This window comes from Caulobacter sp. GW821-FHT10F06, assembly GCF_058809215.1.
This window is the reverse complement of the sequence record NZ_JBXASK010000009.1, coordinates 210,075-225,765: the sequence shown is the minus strand read 5'-3', so window position 1 is coordinate 225,765 and position 15,691 is coordinate 210,075. Positions and strand designations below refer to the sequence as shown.

General features: G+C 67.1%; 14 protein-coding genes and 1 pseudogene. 8 read left to right on the top strand and 7 right to left on the bottom strand.

Annotated features, from left to right (window positions below; all coding sequences use genetic code 11):
* The first annotated feature begins 18 nt into the window (after positions 1–18).
* From AC1RUS_RS19960 to AC1RUS_RS19950, 3 genes and pseudogenes are all read left to right on the top strand, one after another.
* Positions 19–486 carry an Lrp/AsnC family transcriptional regulator gene (locus AC1RUS_RS19960; RefSeq protein WP_492918330.1) on the top strand — a complete coding sequence of 156 codons (468 nt, stop codon included), beginning with the start codon at positions 19–21 and terminating at the stop codon, positions 484–486.
* Between the two features lie 261 nt (positions 487–747).
* On the top strand, positions 748–1,848 hold the full coding sequence (locus tag AC1RUS_RS19955) for a pyridoxal phosphate-dependent aminotransferase (protein ID WP_492918329.1): 1,101 nt from the start codon (positions 748–750) through the stop codon (positions 1,846–1,848).
* Positions 1,849–2,707: 859 nt separating this feature from the next.
* Positions 2,708–2,782, top strand: a pseudogene (locus AC1RUS_RS19950) (hypothetical protein); the annotation flags it as partial.
* A gap of 102 nt (positions 2,783–2,884) precedes the next feature.
* Here AC1RUS_RS19950 and AC1RUS_RS19945 read toward each other — a convergent pair.
* Positions 2,885–3,514 carry a TetR/AcrR family transcriptional regulator gene (locus AC1RUS_RS19945; protein WP_492918328.1) on the bottom strand — a complete coding sequence of 210 codons (630 nt, stop codon included), beginning with the start codon at positions 3,512–3,514 and terminating at the stop codon, positions 2,885–2,887.
* Positions 3,515–3,792: 278 nt separating this feature from the next.
* Here AC1RUS_RS19945 and AC1RUS_RS19940 point away from each other — a divergent pair, with 278 nt between their 5' ends.
* The 4 genes from AC1RUS_RS19940 to ahpF all read left to right on the top strand — a co-directional run bounded on the left by AC1RUS_RS19940 (position 3,793) and on the right by ahpF (position 8,304).
* Positions 3,793–4,611 carry a UDP-2,3-diacylglucosamine diphosphatase gene (locus AC1RUS_RS19940; protein WP_492918327.1) on the top strand — a complete coding sequence of 273 codons (819 nt, stop codon included), beginning with the start codon at positions 3,793–3,795 and terminating at the stop codon, positions 4,609–4,611.
* Entirely contained in the window at positions 4,611–5,702 is a 1,092-nt protein-coding gene (locus AC1RUS_RS19935) for a glycosyltransferase family 4 protein (protein ID WP_492918326.1), read from the top strand. The genes AC1RUS_RS19940 and AC1RUS_RS19935 overlap by 1 nt, the downstream gene beginning before the upstream one ends.
* A gap of 298 nt (positions 5,703–6,000) precedes the next feature.
* The gene (ahpC, locus tag AC1RUS_RS19930; RefSeq protein WP_492918325.1) at positions 6,001–6,564 is read left to right on the top strand and encodes an alkyl hydroperoxide reductase subunit C; all 564 of its coding nucleotides are present in this window, start codon (positions 6,001–6,003) and stop codon (positions 6,562–6,564) included.
* A 153-nt stretch (positions 6,565–6,717) separates the two neighbouring features.
* Complete coding sequence (ahpF, locus tag AC1RUS_RS19925) at positions 6,718–8,304, top strand: alkyl hydroperoxide reductase subunit F (RefSeq protein ID WP_492918324.1); 1,587 nt, start codon at positions 6,718–6,720, stop codon at positions 8,302–8,304.
* A gap of 75 nt (positions 8,305–8,379) precedes the next feature.
* Here the strand turns inward: ahpF and AC1RUS_RS19920 are convergent, their stop codons facing one another.
* The 3 genes from AC1RUS_RS19920 to AC1RUS_RS19910 form a co-directional block, all read right to left on the bottom strand.
* The gene (locus tag AC1RUS_RS19920) at positions 8,380–9,687 is read right to left on the bottom strand and encodes a hemolysin family protein (RefSeq protein ID WP_492918323.1); all 1,308 of its coding nucleotides are present in this window, start codon (positions 9,685–9,687) and stop codon (positions 8,380–8,382) included.
* Between the two features lie 154 nt (positions 9,688–9,841).
* On the bottom strand, positions 9,842–10,885 hold the full coding sequence (locus AC1RUS_RS19915) for a substrate-binding domain-containing protein (RefSeq protein ID WP_492918322.1): 1,044 nt from the start codon (positions 10,883–10,885) through the stop codon (positions 9,842–9,844).
* Positions 10,886–10,955: 70 nt separating this feature from the next.
* The gene (locus tag AC1RUS_RS19910) at positions 10,956–12,206 is read right to left on the bottom strand and encodes an OprO/OprP family phosphate-selective porin (RefSeq protein ID WP_492918321.1); all 1,251 of its coding nucleotides are present in this window, start codon (positions 12,204–12,206) and stop codon (positions 10,956–10,958) included.
* Between the two features lie 388 nt (positions 12,207–12,594).
* Here AC1RUS_RS19910 and AC1RUS_RS19905 point away from each other — a divergent pair, with 388 nt between their 5' ends.
* Positions 12,595–12,900, top strand: coding sequence for an endonuclease domain-containing protein (locus AC1RUS_RS19905; RefSeq protein WP_492918320.1), 306 nt, complete (start codon positions 12,595–12,597; stop codon positions 12,898–12,900).
* Positions 12,901–13,008: 108 nt separating this feature from the next.
* Here AC1RUS_RS19905 and phnE read toward each other — a convergent pair whose 3' ends face one another.
* The 3 genes from phnE to phnC are packed head-to-tail and all read right to left on the bottom strand — an operon-like array spanning position 13,009 to position 15,640.
* Positions 13,009–13,824 carry a phosphonate ABC transporter, permease protein PhnE gene (gene phnE / locus AC1RUS_RS19900; protein WP_492918319.1) on the bottom strand — a complete coding sequence of 272 codons (816 nt, stop codon included), beginning with the start codon at positions 13,822–13,824 and terminating at the stop codon, positions 13,009–13,011.
* Between the two features lie 8 nt (positions 13,825–13,832).
* Positions 13,833–14,849 carry a phosphate/phosphite/phosphonate ABC transporter substrate-binding protein gene (gene phnD / locus AC1RUS_RS19895; RefSeq protein ID WP_492918318.1) on the bottom strand — a complete coding sequence of 339 codons (1,017 nt, stop codon included), beginning with the start codon at positions 14,847–14,849 and terminating at the stop codon, positions 13,833–13,835.
* Complete coding sequence (phnC, locus tag AC1RUS_RS19890; protein WP_492918317.1) at positions 14,846–15,640, bottom strand: phosphonate ABC transporter ATP-binding protein; 795 nt, start codon at positions 15,638–15,640, stop codon at positions 14,846–14,848. Before phnC ends, phnD begins: the two co-directional genes overlap by 4 nt.
* Positions 15,641–15,691 lie beyond the last annotated feature (51 nt).

The following is a 15,691-nucleotide window of genomic DNA, read 5'->3' as shown; positions in this document are numbered from 1 at the left end:
GAAAGCTCGGAAACCAGGATGATTGATCTCGACCACATCGATCGCAGGCTGCTGGCCATCCTGCAGGAGGACTCGACGGTCCCAATCGCCGAGCTGGCCGAACGGGTGGGCCTGACCCAGACGCCGTGCTGGAAACGGGTCAAGCGCCTGCAGGACGCCGGGGTGATCGTCGCCCGCGTCGCCCTGCTGGATCGCGAGGCCCTGGACCTGGGGCTGACGGTGTTCGTGGCCGTCAAGACCGGCCGCCACGACGAGGCCTGGCTGACGACCTTCGCCGCCGGGGCCCGCGCCCTGCCCGAGGTGGTCGAGTTCTACCGGATGAGCGGCGAGGTCGATTACCTGCTCAAGGTCGTGGTTCGCGACATCGCCGCCTATGACCGCTTCTACAAGCGCCTGATCGCCACCGCCCCGCTCACCGACGTGTCGTCCAGCTTCGCGATGGAGCAGATCAAGTTCACGACGGCCCTGCCGATCCAGACGGGATGAGGCGGAACGGCGGTTGATCTCTCCCAACGCCGAACGCCCCCTCCGTCTCGCCGCGTATTCGCGGCGAACCACCTCCCCCGCACGCTTCGCTACGGGGCAGGAGGATGATCGAAACTGCCTGCTTCCTGCCCCGTGAAACGGGGGAGGTGGCGCGGCGCCGATAGGCGACGTGACGGAGGAGGCGTCCTGCCCCAACATCCTGGCGTCACGCGATCGGAATAGAGGCCCTTTAAATCTGTCGCAGACGTTTGGAGTACGACCATGGACACGACGCGACGCGGCCTGCTGATCGGCGGCGCGGCCCTGGCTCCGGGTCTGGCGGTCGCCGCCGAGACCTCGGTCGACCCCGCCCCGCCGCCGGCCATCCGCGCCCATCTGGGCGTCACCGAAAATCCGTTCGGGCCCAGTCCCGCCGCCCGCAAGGCGGCCATGAAGGCGCTGGACGAGACCCCCTATTACGCCTGGTCGCTGGAGCCGCCGCTGGTCGAGCTGATCGCCAAGCGTGACCAGGTCAAACCCGAGCAAGTGGGCCTGTGCAACGGCTCGCTGGAGGCGCTGTCGCTGCTGCCGACGGCGTTCTCGAAGGCCGGCCCGATCGTCGCGCCGCAGCCGAGCTACGCGACGCCCCTGCTCTATGCCGAGCGGCAGGGCGCGAAGCTGGACTGGGTTCCGGTCGGGGCCGATCAGCAGATCGATCTTGTCGCCCTCGCGGCTCGCGCCAAGGCCGTGGGCGCCGGCGCGATCTATGTCTGCAATCCCAACAATCCGACCGGCCTGCTGCTGGATCCCGACGCCCTGCGGGCCTTCTGCGTCGAGGTCGCCAAGACCTGCCCGGTGATCGTCGACGAGGCCTATATCGAGATCAGCCCCGACCCCGTCCGGCATTCGATGATGGACCTGGTCCGCGCCGGCCACGACGTGATCGTGGCCCGCACCTTCTCCAAGGTCTACGGCATGGCGGGCTTGCGGGTCGGCTTCATCGTCGCCCGGCCCGACCGGGTGAAGACCCTCAAGGCCATGATCCCGACCCACAAGGGCCGGCCCGGCCTGGCGGCGGCGGCGGTCTGCTACGGCGACCAGGCCTATCTGGCCGGCGCCAAGGCCTATCTGGAAGGCTGCCGCGCCAGGATCTACGCGATCTGCAAGGCCAATGGGCTGAACTATCTGCCGTCGCATGGGACCTATGTGTTCGTCGACAGCGGCAAGCCGAACCTGGCGTTCCAGAAGACCCTGGCGTCGATGGGGGTCGAGGTGCGGGTGTTCGACAGTCCCGCCCATCCGACCTGGATCCGCGTGGGCACGGCCTCGCCGGCGGAGCTGGACTATTTCGCGAAGGTGCTGCCCAAGGCGCTGAGGATGTGAGCGGCGCGCTGGCCCCCTCCGCGCCTGCGGCGCTCCTCCCCCATAGGGGGAAGATCAAGTCGGCGCGCTTCATCTGCCCCCTATGGGGGCGGACGACCGCGCAGCGGTCCGGTGGGGGCGAGTCTATCGGACACAGCTTGTCGGCCTCACGCGGAAACCGCTGAAGGCATGGGAAGGTCGCGGAGCGCCCGGGCCTCGCCCGGAATGTGTGAGTTCTAAGTACCGTTTCGACGAAGACGAGCGCTCCGCGTGATCGTTATCCCTCTGGCCGGGGCGCGCGGGTCTGGTTCAACCCTTTGCCCCACCCGGGTTTGCCCTGCCTCGCGACGGACCCAGCCCGAAGGCTGCAAGCCACGCCGATTCCGGAGGGACCCGGAGCGGACCTTCGGACGGGCGGGGGCCTTGGCTTTCCCCCGATAGGCGGGTTTACGTCCCCCGCCCTCTAAACCCGCTCGATCACCCCCGACAGCCGTCACAGTCGCCGGCCGGACGCCCTTCCCGTGCTGTCAGGTGGGATTGAGTATGGGGGTGGTTCTGGGCGCGTTGGAAAGCGCGGTGCGAGAAAGTTGCAGGCTGTTGAAATCGTTGGGGTAGATCTCGCGAACGCACGGCATTGAGGGCCGCCTATCCCCACGCTCGCCCACCAAGTCCTGTCATCCCGGACAAGCGCGCAGCGCGCCGATCCGGGACCACGGCAAGCGCCCGCGGTTCCGGCGGTCCCGGCTCTCCGCTTCGCTGCGGCCGGGATGACAGGTTGGAGGCTACCGGAAAGCCCTTCGCCCGTCGCAGCGAGAGCCACCCTCACATCTCGCGGCGAGACGATCGCCGGTGTGGACAGTTCGAACTCAACGGCAGGCGCCCGACGCCCCCTCCGTCACGCTGCGTATTCGCAGCGCGCCACCTCCCCCGTTGCACGGGTAAGGAGGAAGGTCGCAGATCTCCTCCTCCCATGCGCAGCGGGGGAGGTGGCGCGGCGCCGATAGGCGACGTGACGGAGGGGGCGCTGCTGAGCCAGACACCCGCTGTCCGCGTCGCCTTAGTCCGGCCAGAGATCCTGGATGTCGCCCTTGCGGTTGAGCATGTGCGTGGCGCGCTTGATCACCGCCAGCAGGCGCTCCTTCCGGCCGTCCTTGTCGTAGGTCAGCGTCGTGCGGGCCAGGCCTTCGAGCATGAAGCGGGCCAGATCGCGGCTGGCCTGGAAGCGGGGACCCGCGCCGGCGTGGAGGATCTTCAGGAAGTGATCGCCGGCCTGGGCGCGGTCGAACTCGGCCTGGGCCGGCGTCAGCAGGGCCTGGATGGCCGGATCGGTGCGGCCGGCGGCCTCCAGCTCGGCGAAGGCCAGGAACGGCACGCTGTGCAGCAGGTCCCAGTAGCTGTCGATGGCGTGCTCGGTGACGTCGCCGCCCGGCGGCAGGTTCTCGGCGGCGGCGCGAAACAGGGTCGAGCGCTCGGCCTGGACATGGGCCACGGCGGCCTCGACCAGGGCCTCTCGCGTGGGGAAGTGATAGAGCATCGCCCCGCGCGTCAGGCCCGCCGCGTCGGCGATCACCGGGTTGGTGGCGGCGTGGTAACCGATGTCGGCGATCAGCCGCATCGCGCAATCGAGAATCCGCGCCCGCGTCTTCAACGATTTCGGGGTGTCCTTGGCGAGGCGGGCGGCGTCCATGGGTCTGATCTAGTGCGAGCCATGTTGCGCCGCAACACTCGTTTATCCCATCAACGGCCAACGCCATACCCCATAAGGCCTTGAGGCCCGTCGCGCTGCCCGCGGACTGGGCAGGCTGCGCGCTTTCGCGGCTTCCCTTTGGGGAAGGGGCGACCGACGGCCGCGGGCCGGTTTCATCAAAGCGACATGCAATCAGCTTAATCGCGGGGCTGCTCGCCGAGGTCGCGACCAATCCGGGGGCGGATCGATCAGACGGCGAAAACGAGGGGTTCCTTGCCATGAGCGCCGACGTCGACATCCGCCGCTATCGCAGCATCTTCATCAGCGACATCCACCTGGGCACGCGGGGCTGCCAGGCCGAGCTGCTGCTGGACTTCATCCGCCATGTCGAGTGCGACCGCCTGTATCTGGTGGGCGACATCATCGACGGCTGGAAGCTGCGCAGCGGCTGGTACTGGCCCCAGAGCCACAACGACGTGGTGCAGAAGATTCTGCGCCTGGCCCGCAAGGGGGTCGAGGTGATCTATGTGCCCGGCAATCACGACGACCGCATCCGCGACTTCTGCGGCACGCACTTCGGCGGCGTGGTGGTGGCGCGCGACGTGATCCACGAGGCCGCCGACGGCAAGCGCTACCTGGTGGTGCATGGCGACGAGTTCGACGGCGTGGTGCAGCACGCCAAGTGGCTCGCCTTCCTCGGGGATTGGTCCTATAGAACCATCCTCATGCTGAACACCTTGCTCAACCGCGCTCGTCGGCGCATGGGGTTCGGCTACTGGAGTCTCTCGGCCTATCTGAAGGTCAAGGTGAAGAACGCGTTGCAATTCATCGAGAACTTCGAAGCCGCCGTGGCGGACGAAGCGCGCCGACGGGGGGTCGACGGGGTGATCTGCGGACATATCCACAAGGCAGAAATGCGGGATATCGACGGAATCACCTACGTCAACGATGGTGACTGGGTGGAAAGCTGCACCGCCCTTGTCGAACACGCCGACGGACGCCTCGAAATTCTCGAATGGTCCAAGATGCGCTCGTGGTCGGTGATCGACCGCGCCCTGACCGCGCCTGAACCCCTGCCGGAGCCCGCCGCCGCCTGATGCGGATACTTCTCGCCACGGACGCCTGGGAACCTCAAGTCAACGGCGTGGTTCGCACCCTGACCCGGGTGGTCGACGAACTGCGCGCCATGGGCCACGAGGTCGACGTCGTCAGCCCGGACCAGTTCCCGACCTTCCCGCTGCCGACCTATCCCGAGATCAAGCTGGCGATCGGCGCCTATGAGCCGGTTCAGGACCGCTTCAAGTCGTTCGAGCCCGAGGCGATCCACATCGCCACCGAGGGGCCCATCGGCCTGGCCGCGCGCCGCATTTGCCTGGAGTGGAAGCTGCCGTTCACGACCAGCTACCACACCAAGTTCCCGGAATATGTCTCGGCCCGCCTGCCGCTGCCGCTGGCGGCCGGCTACACCTACATGCGCTGGTTCCACAAGCCGTCGGGCCGCCTGATGGTGGCCACGCCGACCATGCGCGACGAGCTGGCCAAGCACGGCTTCCGCAACCTCTCGCCCTGGTCGCGCGGCGTCGACACCGACATCTTCAAGCCCCGCGCGCCCGGCGAACCGGACGTGTTCGAGGGCCTGGCCCGACCGATCTTCCTCAATGTTGGCCGCGTGGCCGTCGAGAAGAACATCGAGGCCTTCGCCAGCCTGGACCTACCTGGCACCAAGGTCATCGTCGGCGACGGCCCGCAACGCGAGGAGCTGGCCGAGAAATATCCCGACGTGGTCTTCGCCGGCGCCAAGTTTGGCGAGGAGCTGGGCCGCTATTTCGGCTGCGCCGACGTCTTCTGCTTCCCGTCCCTGACCGACACCTTCGGCCTGGTGATCCTGGAGGCCATGGCCGCCGGCGTGCCCGTGGCGGCGTTCTCGGCCCCCGGCCCCATCGACATCATCCCCGGCTCCAACGCCGGCGCCCTGGCGCCTGGCCAGACCGACGGGCTGAAGGAAGCCTGCCTGGCGTGCCTGGACCTGGACCGCACCGTGGTGCGCAAGTTCGCCGAGGGCTTCTCGTGGCGCTCGTGCGCGGAGGAGTTCTTCCGCAACCTGCAGCCCTATCCCGAGCCGGAGAAGACCCGGTTCTGGCGACGCCTGCGCCGGCTGGCGCGGCTGAGGAAGAAGACGGCGGCGTAGGCCGCGACGAAAATCGGCGGCGCGTCCAAACTATAACGCTCGTCATCCCGGGCCTTGTGCCCGGGACCCCTGGTTCAGCTTGTACGTGACGCACGAGCGAGAAGCGCTGGCGGCTCTTCTTCACCTGCGGCGGATAGAGGGGTCCCGGGCACAAGGCCCGGGATGACGGGTTGTTTGGCGGCCCGTCCATCTACCCACAGCCTGATAGATTTAGGCTATGGCCAAGAACGATATAATCGATTGGCCCTATCCCATCGGGCGCCCTATGCAGGCTTCGCAATTCCTGCAGGAGCACTCCATGGCCTTGATCAACACCACCATCAAACCCTTCACCGCCCAGGCCTTCAAGGCCGGCAAGTTCATCGAGGTCAGCGACGCCGACCTGAAGGGCAAGTGGTCTGTCGTGTTCTTCTACCCCGCCGACTTCACCTTCGTCTGCCCGACCGAACTGGAAGACCTGGCCGACAACTATCCCGAGCTGCAGAAGATGGGCGTGGAAGTCTATTCGGTCTCGACCGACACCCACTTCTCGCACAAGGCCTGGCACGACAGCTCGCCGGCCATCGGCAAGATCCAGTACACGATGATCGGCGACCCGTCGGGCCTGGTGACCAACAACTTCGAAGTCATGCGCGAAGGCGTGGGCCTGGCCGACCGCGGCACCTTCCTGGTCGACCCGGAAGGCGTGATCCAGTTCATGGAAATCACCGCCGAGGGCATCGGCCGTAACGCCGCCGAGCTGATCCGCAAGATCAAGGCCGCGCAATACGTCGCCTCGCACCCGGGCGAAGTCTGCCCGGCCAAGTGGGAAGAAGGCGAGAAGACCCTCGCGCCTTCGCTCGACCTCGTCGGCAAGATCTAAGCTCTAGAACGACCCGCAACCTCCCTCTTCGAGGTCGCGATCGGCGTCGCCGCCGGCTCCATCAGCCCATGGAGCCGGCGGCGACGCCACCTTCCCAAAAATTCGCGCGTTTCCTGACCACAGGAGAATTGCGCCTCGAATCCGGAGCCCGCCATGTTGGACGATGGTCTGAAGACCCAGCTGAAAGCCTATCTGCAGAACCTGCGCCAGCCGATCGAACTGGTCGCCTCGCTGGGCGAGGGCCAGGGCTCCAAGGATATGCTGGCGCTCCTAGAAGACGTGGCCGGCGCCTCCGACAAGGTGACGCTGAACCTGGCCGGCGACGACGCCCGCAAGCCCTCGTTCGCCATCACCCGCGCCGCCGGCGACGCCGATGTGCGCTTCGCCGGCCTGCCGCTGGGCCACGAGTTCACCTCGCTGGTGCTGGCCCTGTTGCACGTGGGCGGCCACCCGCCCAAGGTCGACGCCGAGGTGCTGGACCGCGTCCGCGAGCTGGACGGCGACTACCGCTTCGAGACCTATTTCTCGCAGTCCTGCCAGAACTGCCCCGACGTGGTGCAGGCCCTCAACACCATGAGCGCCATCAATCCGCGCATCACCCACGTCGCCATCGACGGCGCGCTGTTCAAGGAAGAGGTCGAGGCGCGCCAGGTGATGGCGGTTCCGACCATCCTGCTAAACGGCCAGCCCTTCGGTCAGGGCCGCATGGACCTGGAGCAGATCCTGGCCAAGCTGGACACCGGCGCGGCCGATCGCGCGGCCGAGAAGATCAAGACCAAGGACGCTTTCGACGTTCTGGTGGTCGGCGGGGGGCCCGCTGGGGCCGCCGCGGCCATCTACGCCGCCCGCAAGGGCATCCGTACGGGCGTGGCGGCCGAGCGCTTCGGCGGCCAGGTGCTGGACACCATGGCCATCGAGAACTTCATCTCGGTGCAGCACACCGAGGGCCCCAAGCTGGCCACGGCGCTGGAGCAGCACGTCAAGGACTATGAGGTCGACGTCATGAACCTGCAGAAGGCCGTCGGCCTTGTGCCGGCCAAGACCCCGGGCGGCCTGATCGAGATCCAGCTCGAGAACGGCGCCAGCCTGAAGTCGCGCAGCGTCATCCTGGCCACCGGCGCCCGCTGGCGGAACGTCAATGTCCCCGGCGAGGCCGAGTACCGCAACAAGGGCGTGGCCTATTGCCCGCACTGCGACGGCCCGCTGTTCAAGGGCAAGCGCGTAGCGGTGATCGGCGGCGGCAACAGCGGCGTCGAGGCGGCCATCGACCTGGCCGGCATCGTGGCCCACGTCACCCTGATCGAGTTCGACAGCCAGCTGCGCGCCGACGCCGTGCTGCAGCGCAAGCTGGCCAGCCTGCCGAACGTCAAGATCGTCACCTCGGCCATGACCACCGAGATCCACGGCGACGGCGCCAAGGTGAACGGCCTGACCTACAAGGACCGCAACCACGACAGCGTCCATCGCGTCGACCTGGAGGGCGTGTTCGTGCAGATCGGCCTGGTGCCCAACACCGAGTGGCTCAAGGACAGCGGCGTGGCGCTCAGCAACCGCGGCGAGATCGAGGTCGACCATCGCGGCGAGACCTCGCTGCCCGGCGTGTTCGGCGCTGGCGACGCCACCACCACGCCGTACAAGCAGATCATCATCTCGATGGGCGAGGGCTCCAAGGCCGCCCTCTCCGCATTCGACTACATGATCCGCCTGGACCCCGCGGTGACCGAACAGGCCGCCGCCTGATCGAATCCCACGCCTGAAACGACGAAGGCCCCGCGAGCGATCGCGGGGCCTTTTTTGTTGCGCGGAGCTAGTCGCCTACTCGCCGTCGCCCTTGCGGTTCAGGCAGGGCTTGAGGATGACCTTGTCGATGCGCGAGCCGTCCATGTCGACGATCTCGACGTCGAAGGCGCCCAGTTCGACGATCTCGCCCTCGCGCGGGATGCGGCCCAGGCGGTCGAGGATCAGGCCGGCGACGGTGTGATAGCCGCCCTCGGCCTCGAAGGTCTCGCCCAGGGCGTCGTTGAGCTCCTGGATGTCCAGGCGCGCATCGACCAGCCAGGAGCCGTCCTCGCGGCGCAGGATGCGGCTGTGGTCGTCGGCGTGGTCTTCGGGGAAGTCGCCGGCGATCATTTCCAGCAGGTCCAGTGGCGTGATCACGCCCTGCACCGAGCCGAACTCGTCGACCACCAGGGCCATGTGCAGCGGGGTCTGCTTGAAGACGGCCATGGCGCGCAGCAGCGACATGGTCTCGGGAATCGCGATGGGTTGCTGGACGTGGGCGGCCACGTCGATCGGACCGCCGGCCAGGCAGGCGTCCAGCAGGTCCTTCTTCAGGACGACGCCGATATCGCCGTCCAGGTCGTCGCCCGTGGCCACCACGATGCGCGAATAGGCGCATTCGCGGATCTCCTTGAGGATCCGCTCGGGCTCGTCGGTCAGGGAGATCCAGAAGAGGTCGCGGCGCGGGGTCATGGCCACGCGCACGGGACGGTCGCCCAGGCGCAGCACCTCCTGGATCATCGAGCGCTCCTCGGGCTCGATCAGGCCGGCGTCGGCGCCCTCGGCCAGGACAGTCTCGACCTCCTCGGCGGTCATGTCGTTGGTGCGCTCGTCGCGCACGCCCATCAGCTTCAGGATGGCGGCGGTCGAGACGGTCAGGATGGTCACGAACGGCCGCAGGACCGTGGCGACGATGGCCAGGAACGGCGCCATGCGGCGGGCGATCGAGTCGGGAAACAGCAGGGCCAGGCGCTTGGGCACCAGCTCGCCCAGGATCACCGAGACATAGGTCAGGCCGATGACGACGACGATGGTGGCGATGGCTTCGGAATGCGGGCCGATGATCGGCTTGGGCTCGAGCCACTTGTCCAGGGCCCCGGCGATGGTGGCCTGGCCGTAGGCGCCGGCCAGGATGCCGATCAGGGTGATGCCCACCTGCACGGCCGACAGGAACCGCGTCGGGTGCTCGGCCATGGCCAGGGCCAGCTTGGCGCCCTTGTCGCCGCGGTCGGCGAAGGTCTGGAGCCTGGCCCGGCGGGCGGAGACCACCGCGAGTTCGGACATGGAGAAGACCCCGTTCAACAGAACGAGGAAGAACACGACGGCGAGCGCGAGAAGTATCATGGCCCTTTGGGGTCAATGACGCGGTCGCCGGTCGGCGACTGCGGCCCCTCTTCCTTGCGCGGCGGGGGCGGACCGTGGAGCGCAGTATACAAAAGAAAACGCCGCGGCCCATAGGACCGCGGCGCGTAAGTCGGAAAGGGGAGGAAATAGACGCTTAGGAGGCGGGACGCGCCATCGGCGTGCCGGCCTTGCCGATCGCCTTTTGCGACTCGTGGGCGCCCGGGGGCAGCGGGATCAGGCCACGGCCTTGCAGATAGCCGCCACGACCCGAGGCCGCATCCGAGGTGAACTCGTTGACGAAGTCCTGCAGGCCCGGGGTCACGCCCAGGTTGGCCTTCTTGACGTAGATGTAGAGCGAGCGCGACAGCGGGTAGGAGCCGTCGGCGATCGTCTGGGGCGACGGCTTCACGCCGTTGACCGAGGCGCCCTTGATCTTGTCCATGTTCTCTTCGAGGTAGGACCAGCCGAAGACGCCCAGCGAGCCGGGGGTCTTGGTCAGGGTGCCGACGATGGCGTTGTCGTTTTCGCCGGCGTCGATCCAGCCGTCGTTACGCAGCGGGTCGACCTTCGACTTGAACAGCTTTTCGTTGTCCGAGCGGATGGCGTCGATCGACGGGAACTTGCGGGCGCCGGCCTCGATGGCCAGTTCCACGAAGGCGTCGCGCGTGCCCGACGAGGGCGGCGGGCCGTAGACCTGGATGCGGTTGCCCGGCAGGCCGCCGCCGACGTCGTCCCAGCTGTTGGTGGTGTTCTTCACCCACTGACCGCCCTTGTAGACGTTGGCGGCCAGACCCAGGAACAGCTGCTCGGTCTTGAAGTTGTAGTCCGCGCCGTCCTTGTCGGTGGCGATGACGATGCCGTCGAAGCCGATCTTGATCTGGACGATGTCCTTGACGCCCTTGGCGGCGCAGGCGTCGAACTCGGACTTCTTCATCGGACGCGAGGCGTTGGCGATGTCGGGGAAGCCTTCGCCGGCGCCCGAGCAGAACAGCTTGATGCCGCCGCCGGTGCCGAGGCTTTCAACCTTCGGGGCCTTCTTGCCGGTCTTCTTGGCGTAGTTTTCGGCGGTGCGGGTGGCGAACGGGAACACGGTCGACGAACCGGCGGCCCAGACGTAGTCGCGGGCGGCGTAGGCGGGGACGGCGGCCATGCCCGACAGGGCGACGGCGGCGGCCGCGCAGGAAAGCAGCTTCTTCATGGGAGAACTCCTGGAGGTCTCTGGAACGTGAAGGGGGACCGGCCGCCTCCGGTGAGGCGGCCGGAAGGTCTTAGAAGTCCAGTTGCGCGCGCAGCTGGAATTGCTTGATGTCGAAGTCCTGGTTCAGGCCGATGTTGTCCGACTTGCCGTCGGTGTAGTTGGCCTGGAAGCGGACGTACGGGGTCGGGTAGTAGTTCGCGCCCACGGTCCAGCCGGTGTACTTGCCCGACTGCGACGTGGCCGGCTTCACCTTCAGGGTGTCGTAGGCGTCGGTCAGGTCGGCGAAGTCGTAGCGCAGGGCCAGTTCCAGACCGCCCCAGCCGCCGGCCGTGACCGGGTTGAGGATCTTCGGACGCTTGATCTCGCCCGCGGTCTGATCGTAGTTGCGCTGCTCGCCGGTCGGCCAGAAGCTGACGAAGGCGTAGCCGACCTTCACGGTCGGATCCGAGCCGGCCGTGCCCTGACGGGTCACGTCGATGCTCGAATACTCGCCCTGGATCGACAGGTTGTTGTGGATCCAGGCGCCTTCGACGCCGATCGTGTTGTCGCGGTTGCCGATGGCGCCGGTCGTGTAGAACGTGGCGTTGCTATAGGCGGTCGTGGTGCGGCCGGTATAGGCGAAGGCGCCTTCGTCGCCGCGGTTGCGGTAGCGATACGAGGCGGCCACGTGGACCTTGTCGCTGTCGGTCACGACCGGAGCCCAGTGCGCGCGGCCGGTGATGACCAGGCGTTCCTTGGAGTCGGCCGAGGCGTTGGCCACGTCGGCGTTGTTGATGCTGCCGCCCTGGACGCCCAGGGTGAAGCTGTAGTCCGGGCCGATCTTCTTGCCGACGACGCCCAGCTGGTAGGAGTCGACGCCGAAGTCGCCGTACGGACCGCGGTCCATGAAGGTGATGAAGCGGGTCGAGGTCAGGTTCTCGATGCCGGCGACCTTGACGTTGCCGAACAGCAGGCTGGTGTCTTCGGTGGGCTTGTACTCGATGACGACGTCATCCCAGCTCCACGCGCCGCCGTTCACGGCGCCGCCTTCGGCCTTGTAGGCGATGTAGTTGTTCAGCTTGCCTTCGATGCCGAGGAAGGCCTGGCGACCGCGCGTGTTGCGGGTCTTGAAGTCGCCGCCGGGGCCTTCGCGCTCGACGTCCTGGAACACGGCGTCCAGCAGGATGCGGCCGCGAACCTTGAAATAGGTGTCGTCGTTGGTCCACTGGGGCGCGCCCTTCCAGGACACGGTGTTGTCTTGAGCGTGCGCCGCAGCGCCGAGCCCGAACGCGAGCATCAGGCCGAGCGCCGATCCGCTCACCAGCGCGGTCTTGTTCCGCATGTCGAAATCCCCTTAAGGCTGCCCCCTGCCCGTTTCGTCCGGGATCAGGATGCGAGCGGCTTAACGGGGACCCGTGACGGTTCCGCCACCGATTTGTGACGGACGGATGACAAGGGTTTTCAAGAGGTTAAGCTGTGGCAAAGCGGCCACGGGTCTTGGGTTTCGGCCTAGGAAAATTGTCCGTGGACACACGGGTTTGGCGTGCTGAGCGCCCCCTCTGCGCCACGCGAAGAACTTCTCCTCCCCCGTAAAACGGGGGAGGTGGCGCGCTGCGAATACGCAGCGTGACGGAGGGGGCGCAAAGTCGCATACTCAACCTATGCGATCCGCATCAAAAACCCACAGTCGCGCGCGCGTTCTGCGCCGAACCTTGTCCCCGCCCGAGGTCATGCTGTGGGTTCGCCTCCGTGAGCGCCGCCCCGGCGGACCGCGCATACGCAGACAGCATCCCGTCGGGCCGTACGTCGCCGATTTCTACTGCGCGGATGCGCGGCTCGTGATCGAGATCGATGGCTGGAGCCATCACGTCGGCGACGCGACTGAGCGCGACGCGCGGCGAGACGCGTGGATGAAGGAGGAGGGCCTAACGGTGGCGCGCTACGCCGCGGGCGATGTCTTCGCCGATGTGGACGGCGTGGCCGACGGCATCTGGAACACGTGCATGGCGTTGGCGGAAGAGCGGAAGGGCCGCTGAGCGCCCCCTCCGTCACGCCGCGTATTCGCGGCGCGCCACCTCCCCCGTTTCACGGGTGAGGAGGAGTTCAGCGCCGTGACCGAGGGGGCGTTCGGAGCCGGCCGAACTCTACAGCAGCCGCGTGCGGATGATCTGCGAGAGCAGGTCGATCATCGACACCGCCACGACGATGACCAGCACGATGCAGCCGGTCTGGTCGAACTGGAAGGCGTTGATCGAGTCGTAGAGGATCTGGCCGATGCCGCCCGCGCCGATGATGCCCAGCACGGTGGCCGCGCGGCTCGACGATTCGAAGCGGTACAGCGCATAGCTGGTCCACAGCGGCGCGACCTGCGGGATCACGCCCCAGACCACTTCCTGCAGCTTCACCGCGCCGGTGGCGCGCACGCCCTCGACCGGGCCCTTGTCGATCGACTCGACGGCCTCGGCGAACAGCTTGGCCAGCACGCCGCCGGTGTTGAACATGATCGACATCACGCCGGCGAACGGGCCCAGGCCCACGGCGGTGATGAAGATCAGCGCCACGACGAGGTCGGGGATCGAGCGGATGATGTCCAGCAGGCGGCGGACCGGCTGCTGGATCCACACCGGGCTGATGTTGCGCGCGCCCAAGAGGCCCAGCGGGATGGCCACCACGATGGCTAGCGCTGTGCCCCACAGCGCCATCTGGATGGTCTGCCACATCTTGCCGATGAACAGGCCCCAGTCCATCGACAGGAACAGTTTCAGGTCGCCGAACGGCGCGAAGAACAGCTTGGCGAAGGCCGTGGTCCGCGAGGTGTCCTGGAACAGCTGCGGAAACTTGTCGATCTCGGCCGGCTTGAAGCTGATGACCAGCAGCACGAAGACGCCGCCCCAGAGCAGGACGTCGAAGGCCAGGGCCGAGGCCGACCGTTTGGGCGGCGGCGGGATGGTCTCGCTCATCAAGGGCCTCAGTTCGCCGGCGCGGGAACGCCGGCCTTGCCCTCTTGGGTCAGGCGCTCGGCCTTGACCGCGTCGAGGTTCTTCTGGGCCTGGGCGATCTTGGCGGCGTCGCCGCTTTCCTTGGCCAGGCCGAAGACCTCCAGCGCCTCCATTTCGCGCACCACCAGCAGGTGGCTGTCGTCGGCCGGCTTGAAGCCGCCGATCGAGAGCTTGGCCAGGTTGGCGCGCTGGGTGGCGGCCTCGGGGGTGTCGCCCTGGCCGTAGGTCAGGAAGAACTGGCGCAGCTTTTCCTTCACGGCCGGGTCGAGGTCCTTGCGCCAGACGATCGGGTCTTCCGGCAAGGTCGGCGATTCCCAGATCACCTTGACCTGCTCGGCCTGGCCGTCGCCGCGGGCGGCGTTCAGCTTCAGCGAGGTGGTGTTGTTGGTCGCCGCGTCCAGCTTGTGGTTGGCCACCGCGAACAGGTTGGCCTGGTGATTGCCGGTCAGCACGGTCTTGAAGCAGGTGTCGGGCTTCTTGCCGGCGGGGATGAACACGTAGGTCATCGGAGCCAGGGTGCCCGAGGTCGACTTCTTGTCGCCGATGCCGAAGTTCAGCGTCTTGTCGCACTTGAGCAGGTCGGCCAGGGTCAGCTTGCTGTCGGCCGGCACGATGATCACCGACTTGTAGCCGTCGGTGCCCGAAGGATCGAAGGTGCGGGCGAAGACCTCGCCGCCCGAACGGCGCACCGCCTCCAGGCCCGACTGGTTGGAGAACCAGCCCAGGTCGGTCTGCTTGGCGCCCATGGCCACGATCAGCGACGAATAGTTGGACGAGTAGAACGGCTTCACCTTCAGGCCGGTCTGCTTTTCCATGTCGGCCAGGACGGGCTTCCAGTAGCCCTCCATGTTCTGGGCCGACTCGGTCGACAGGATCGAGAAGGTCACCGAGTCCTTGGCGGCGGGCGCGCCCTTGTCGCCACAGGCGGCGAGCGCCAACGTGGCGGCGGCGAGACCCAGGCCGGTCATGAGGCGGCGGCTGATCATTGTGGCGCTCCTTCCCAGAATACGTCCTCGAATTCCGGGCCGTAGATGTCGATGAGTTGTTCGCGTTTCAGGCCGTCGGCGGGTCCGTCATAGACCTTCTTGCCGGCCTTCAGGGCCACGACCCGGTCGCAATAGCGCAGGGCGTAGTCCACCTGGTGCAGGGTGACGACCACCGTCAGGCCGTCGCTTTGATTGAGGTCGCGCAGGATCTCCATGACCTTGCGGGCCGAGACGGGATCCAGCGAGGCGACGGGCTCGTCGGCCAGGATGATCTTGGCCTTTTGGACCAGGGCCCGGGCGATGGCGCCGCGCTGCTGCTGGCCGCCCGACAGGGTGTTGGCCCGCTGGGCGGCGTAGTCGGCCACGCCGACGCGGTGCAGGGCGGCCATGGCGGCGGCCTTGGTCTCGGACGGCCAGGCGCCGAACAGGCCCCGGATCATCGGGATGCGGCCCAGCGAGCCCAGCGCCACGTTGCTGAACAGCGACAGGCGGCCGACCAGGTTGAACTGCTGGGCGATGAAGCCGATGCGGATGCGCGCCTTGCGCACCTGATCGCTGACCTTGCCCTTGGCTTGCACGGGACCGCCGAAAGCGGTGATTACTCCCTCGCCTTCATCGATCGTCTGCAGGCCGTCGATCGAGCGCAGGAGCGTGGATTTGCCCGAGCCCGAAGGGCCGATGAGCGCGATCATCTCGCCACGACCGACGTCGAGCGAAACGGCGTCCAGCGCGCGACGAGACCCGAAGGTCTTGGAGGCGGCGCGGATCGAGAGAACAGGGTCCGACATCATGGTCGGGGCGAATCCTTAACGGGGTTTTTTGCCAAGGGGAATGCGTTCACC

Excerpts from the sequence above, each read along its gene's own strand:
- AC1RUS_RS19955 (WP_492918329.1), top strand. The coding sequence starts at position 748 with ATGGACACGACGCGACGCGGCCTGCTGATCGGCGGCGCGGCCCTGGCT.
- phnD (WP_492918318.1), bottom strand. The coding sequence starts at position 14,849 with ATGATCAGCCGCCGCCTCATGACCGGCCTGGGTCTCGCCGCCGCCACG.
- ahpC (WP_492918325.1), top strand. The coding sequence starts at position 6,001 with ATGGCCTTGATCAACACCACCATCAAACCCTTCACCGCCCAGGCCTTC.
- AC1RUS_RS19910 (WP_492918321.1), bottom strand. The coding sequence starts at position 12,206 with ATGCGGAACAAGACCGCGCTGGTGAGCGGATCGGCGCTCGGCCTGATG.
- phnE (WP_492918319.1), bottom strand. The coding sequence starts at position 13,824 with ATGAGCGAGACCATCCCGCCGCCGCCCAAACGGTCGGCCTCGGCCCTG.
- phnC (WP_492918317.1), bottom strand. The coding sequence starts at position 15,640 with ATGATGTCGGACCCTGTTCTCTCGATCCGCGCCGCCTCCAAGACCTTC.
- AC1RUS_RS19940 (WP_492918327.1), top strand. The coding sequence starts at position 3,793 with ATGAGCGCCGACGTCGACATCCGCCGCTATCGCAGCATCTTCATCAGC.
- AC1RUS_RS19915 (WP_492918322.1), bottom strand. The coding sequence starts at position 10,885 with ATGAAGAAGCTGCTTTCCTGCGCGGCCGCCGCCGTCGCCCTGTCGGGC.
- AC1RUS_RS19920 (WP_492918323.1), bottom strand. The coding sequence starts at position 9,687 with ATGATACTTCTCGCGCTCGCCGTCGTGTTCTTCCTCGTTCTGTTGAAC.
- ahpF (WP_492918324.1), top strand. The coding sequence starts at position 6,718 with ATGTTGGACGATGGTCTGAAGACCCAGCTGAAAGCCTATCTGCAGAAC.
- AC1RUS_RS19935 (WP_492918326.1), top strand. The coding sequence starts at position 4,611 with ATGCGGATACTTCTCGCCACGGACGCCTGGGAACCTCAAGTCAACGGC.
- AC1RUS_RS19905 (WP_492918320.1), top strand. The coding sequence starts at position 12,595 with ATGCTGTGGGTTCGCCTCCGTGAGCGCCGCCCCGGCGGACCGCGCATA.
- AC1RUS_RS19960 (WP_492918330.1), top strand. The coding sequence starts at position 19 with ATGATTGATCTCGACCACATCGATCGCAGGCTGCTGGCCATCCTGCAG.
- AC1RUS_RS19945 (WP_492918328.1), bottom strand. The coding sequence starts at position 3,514 with ATGGACGCCGCCCGCCTCGCCAAGGACACCCCGAAATCGTTGAAGACG.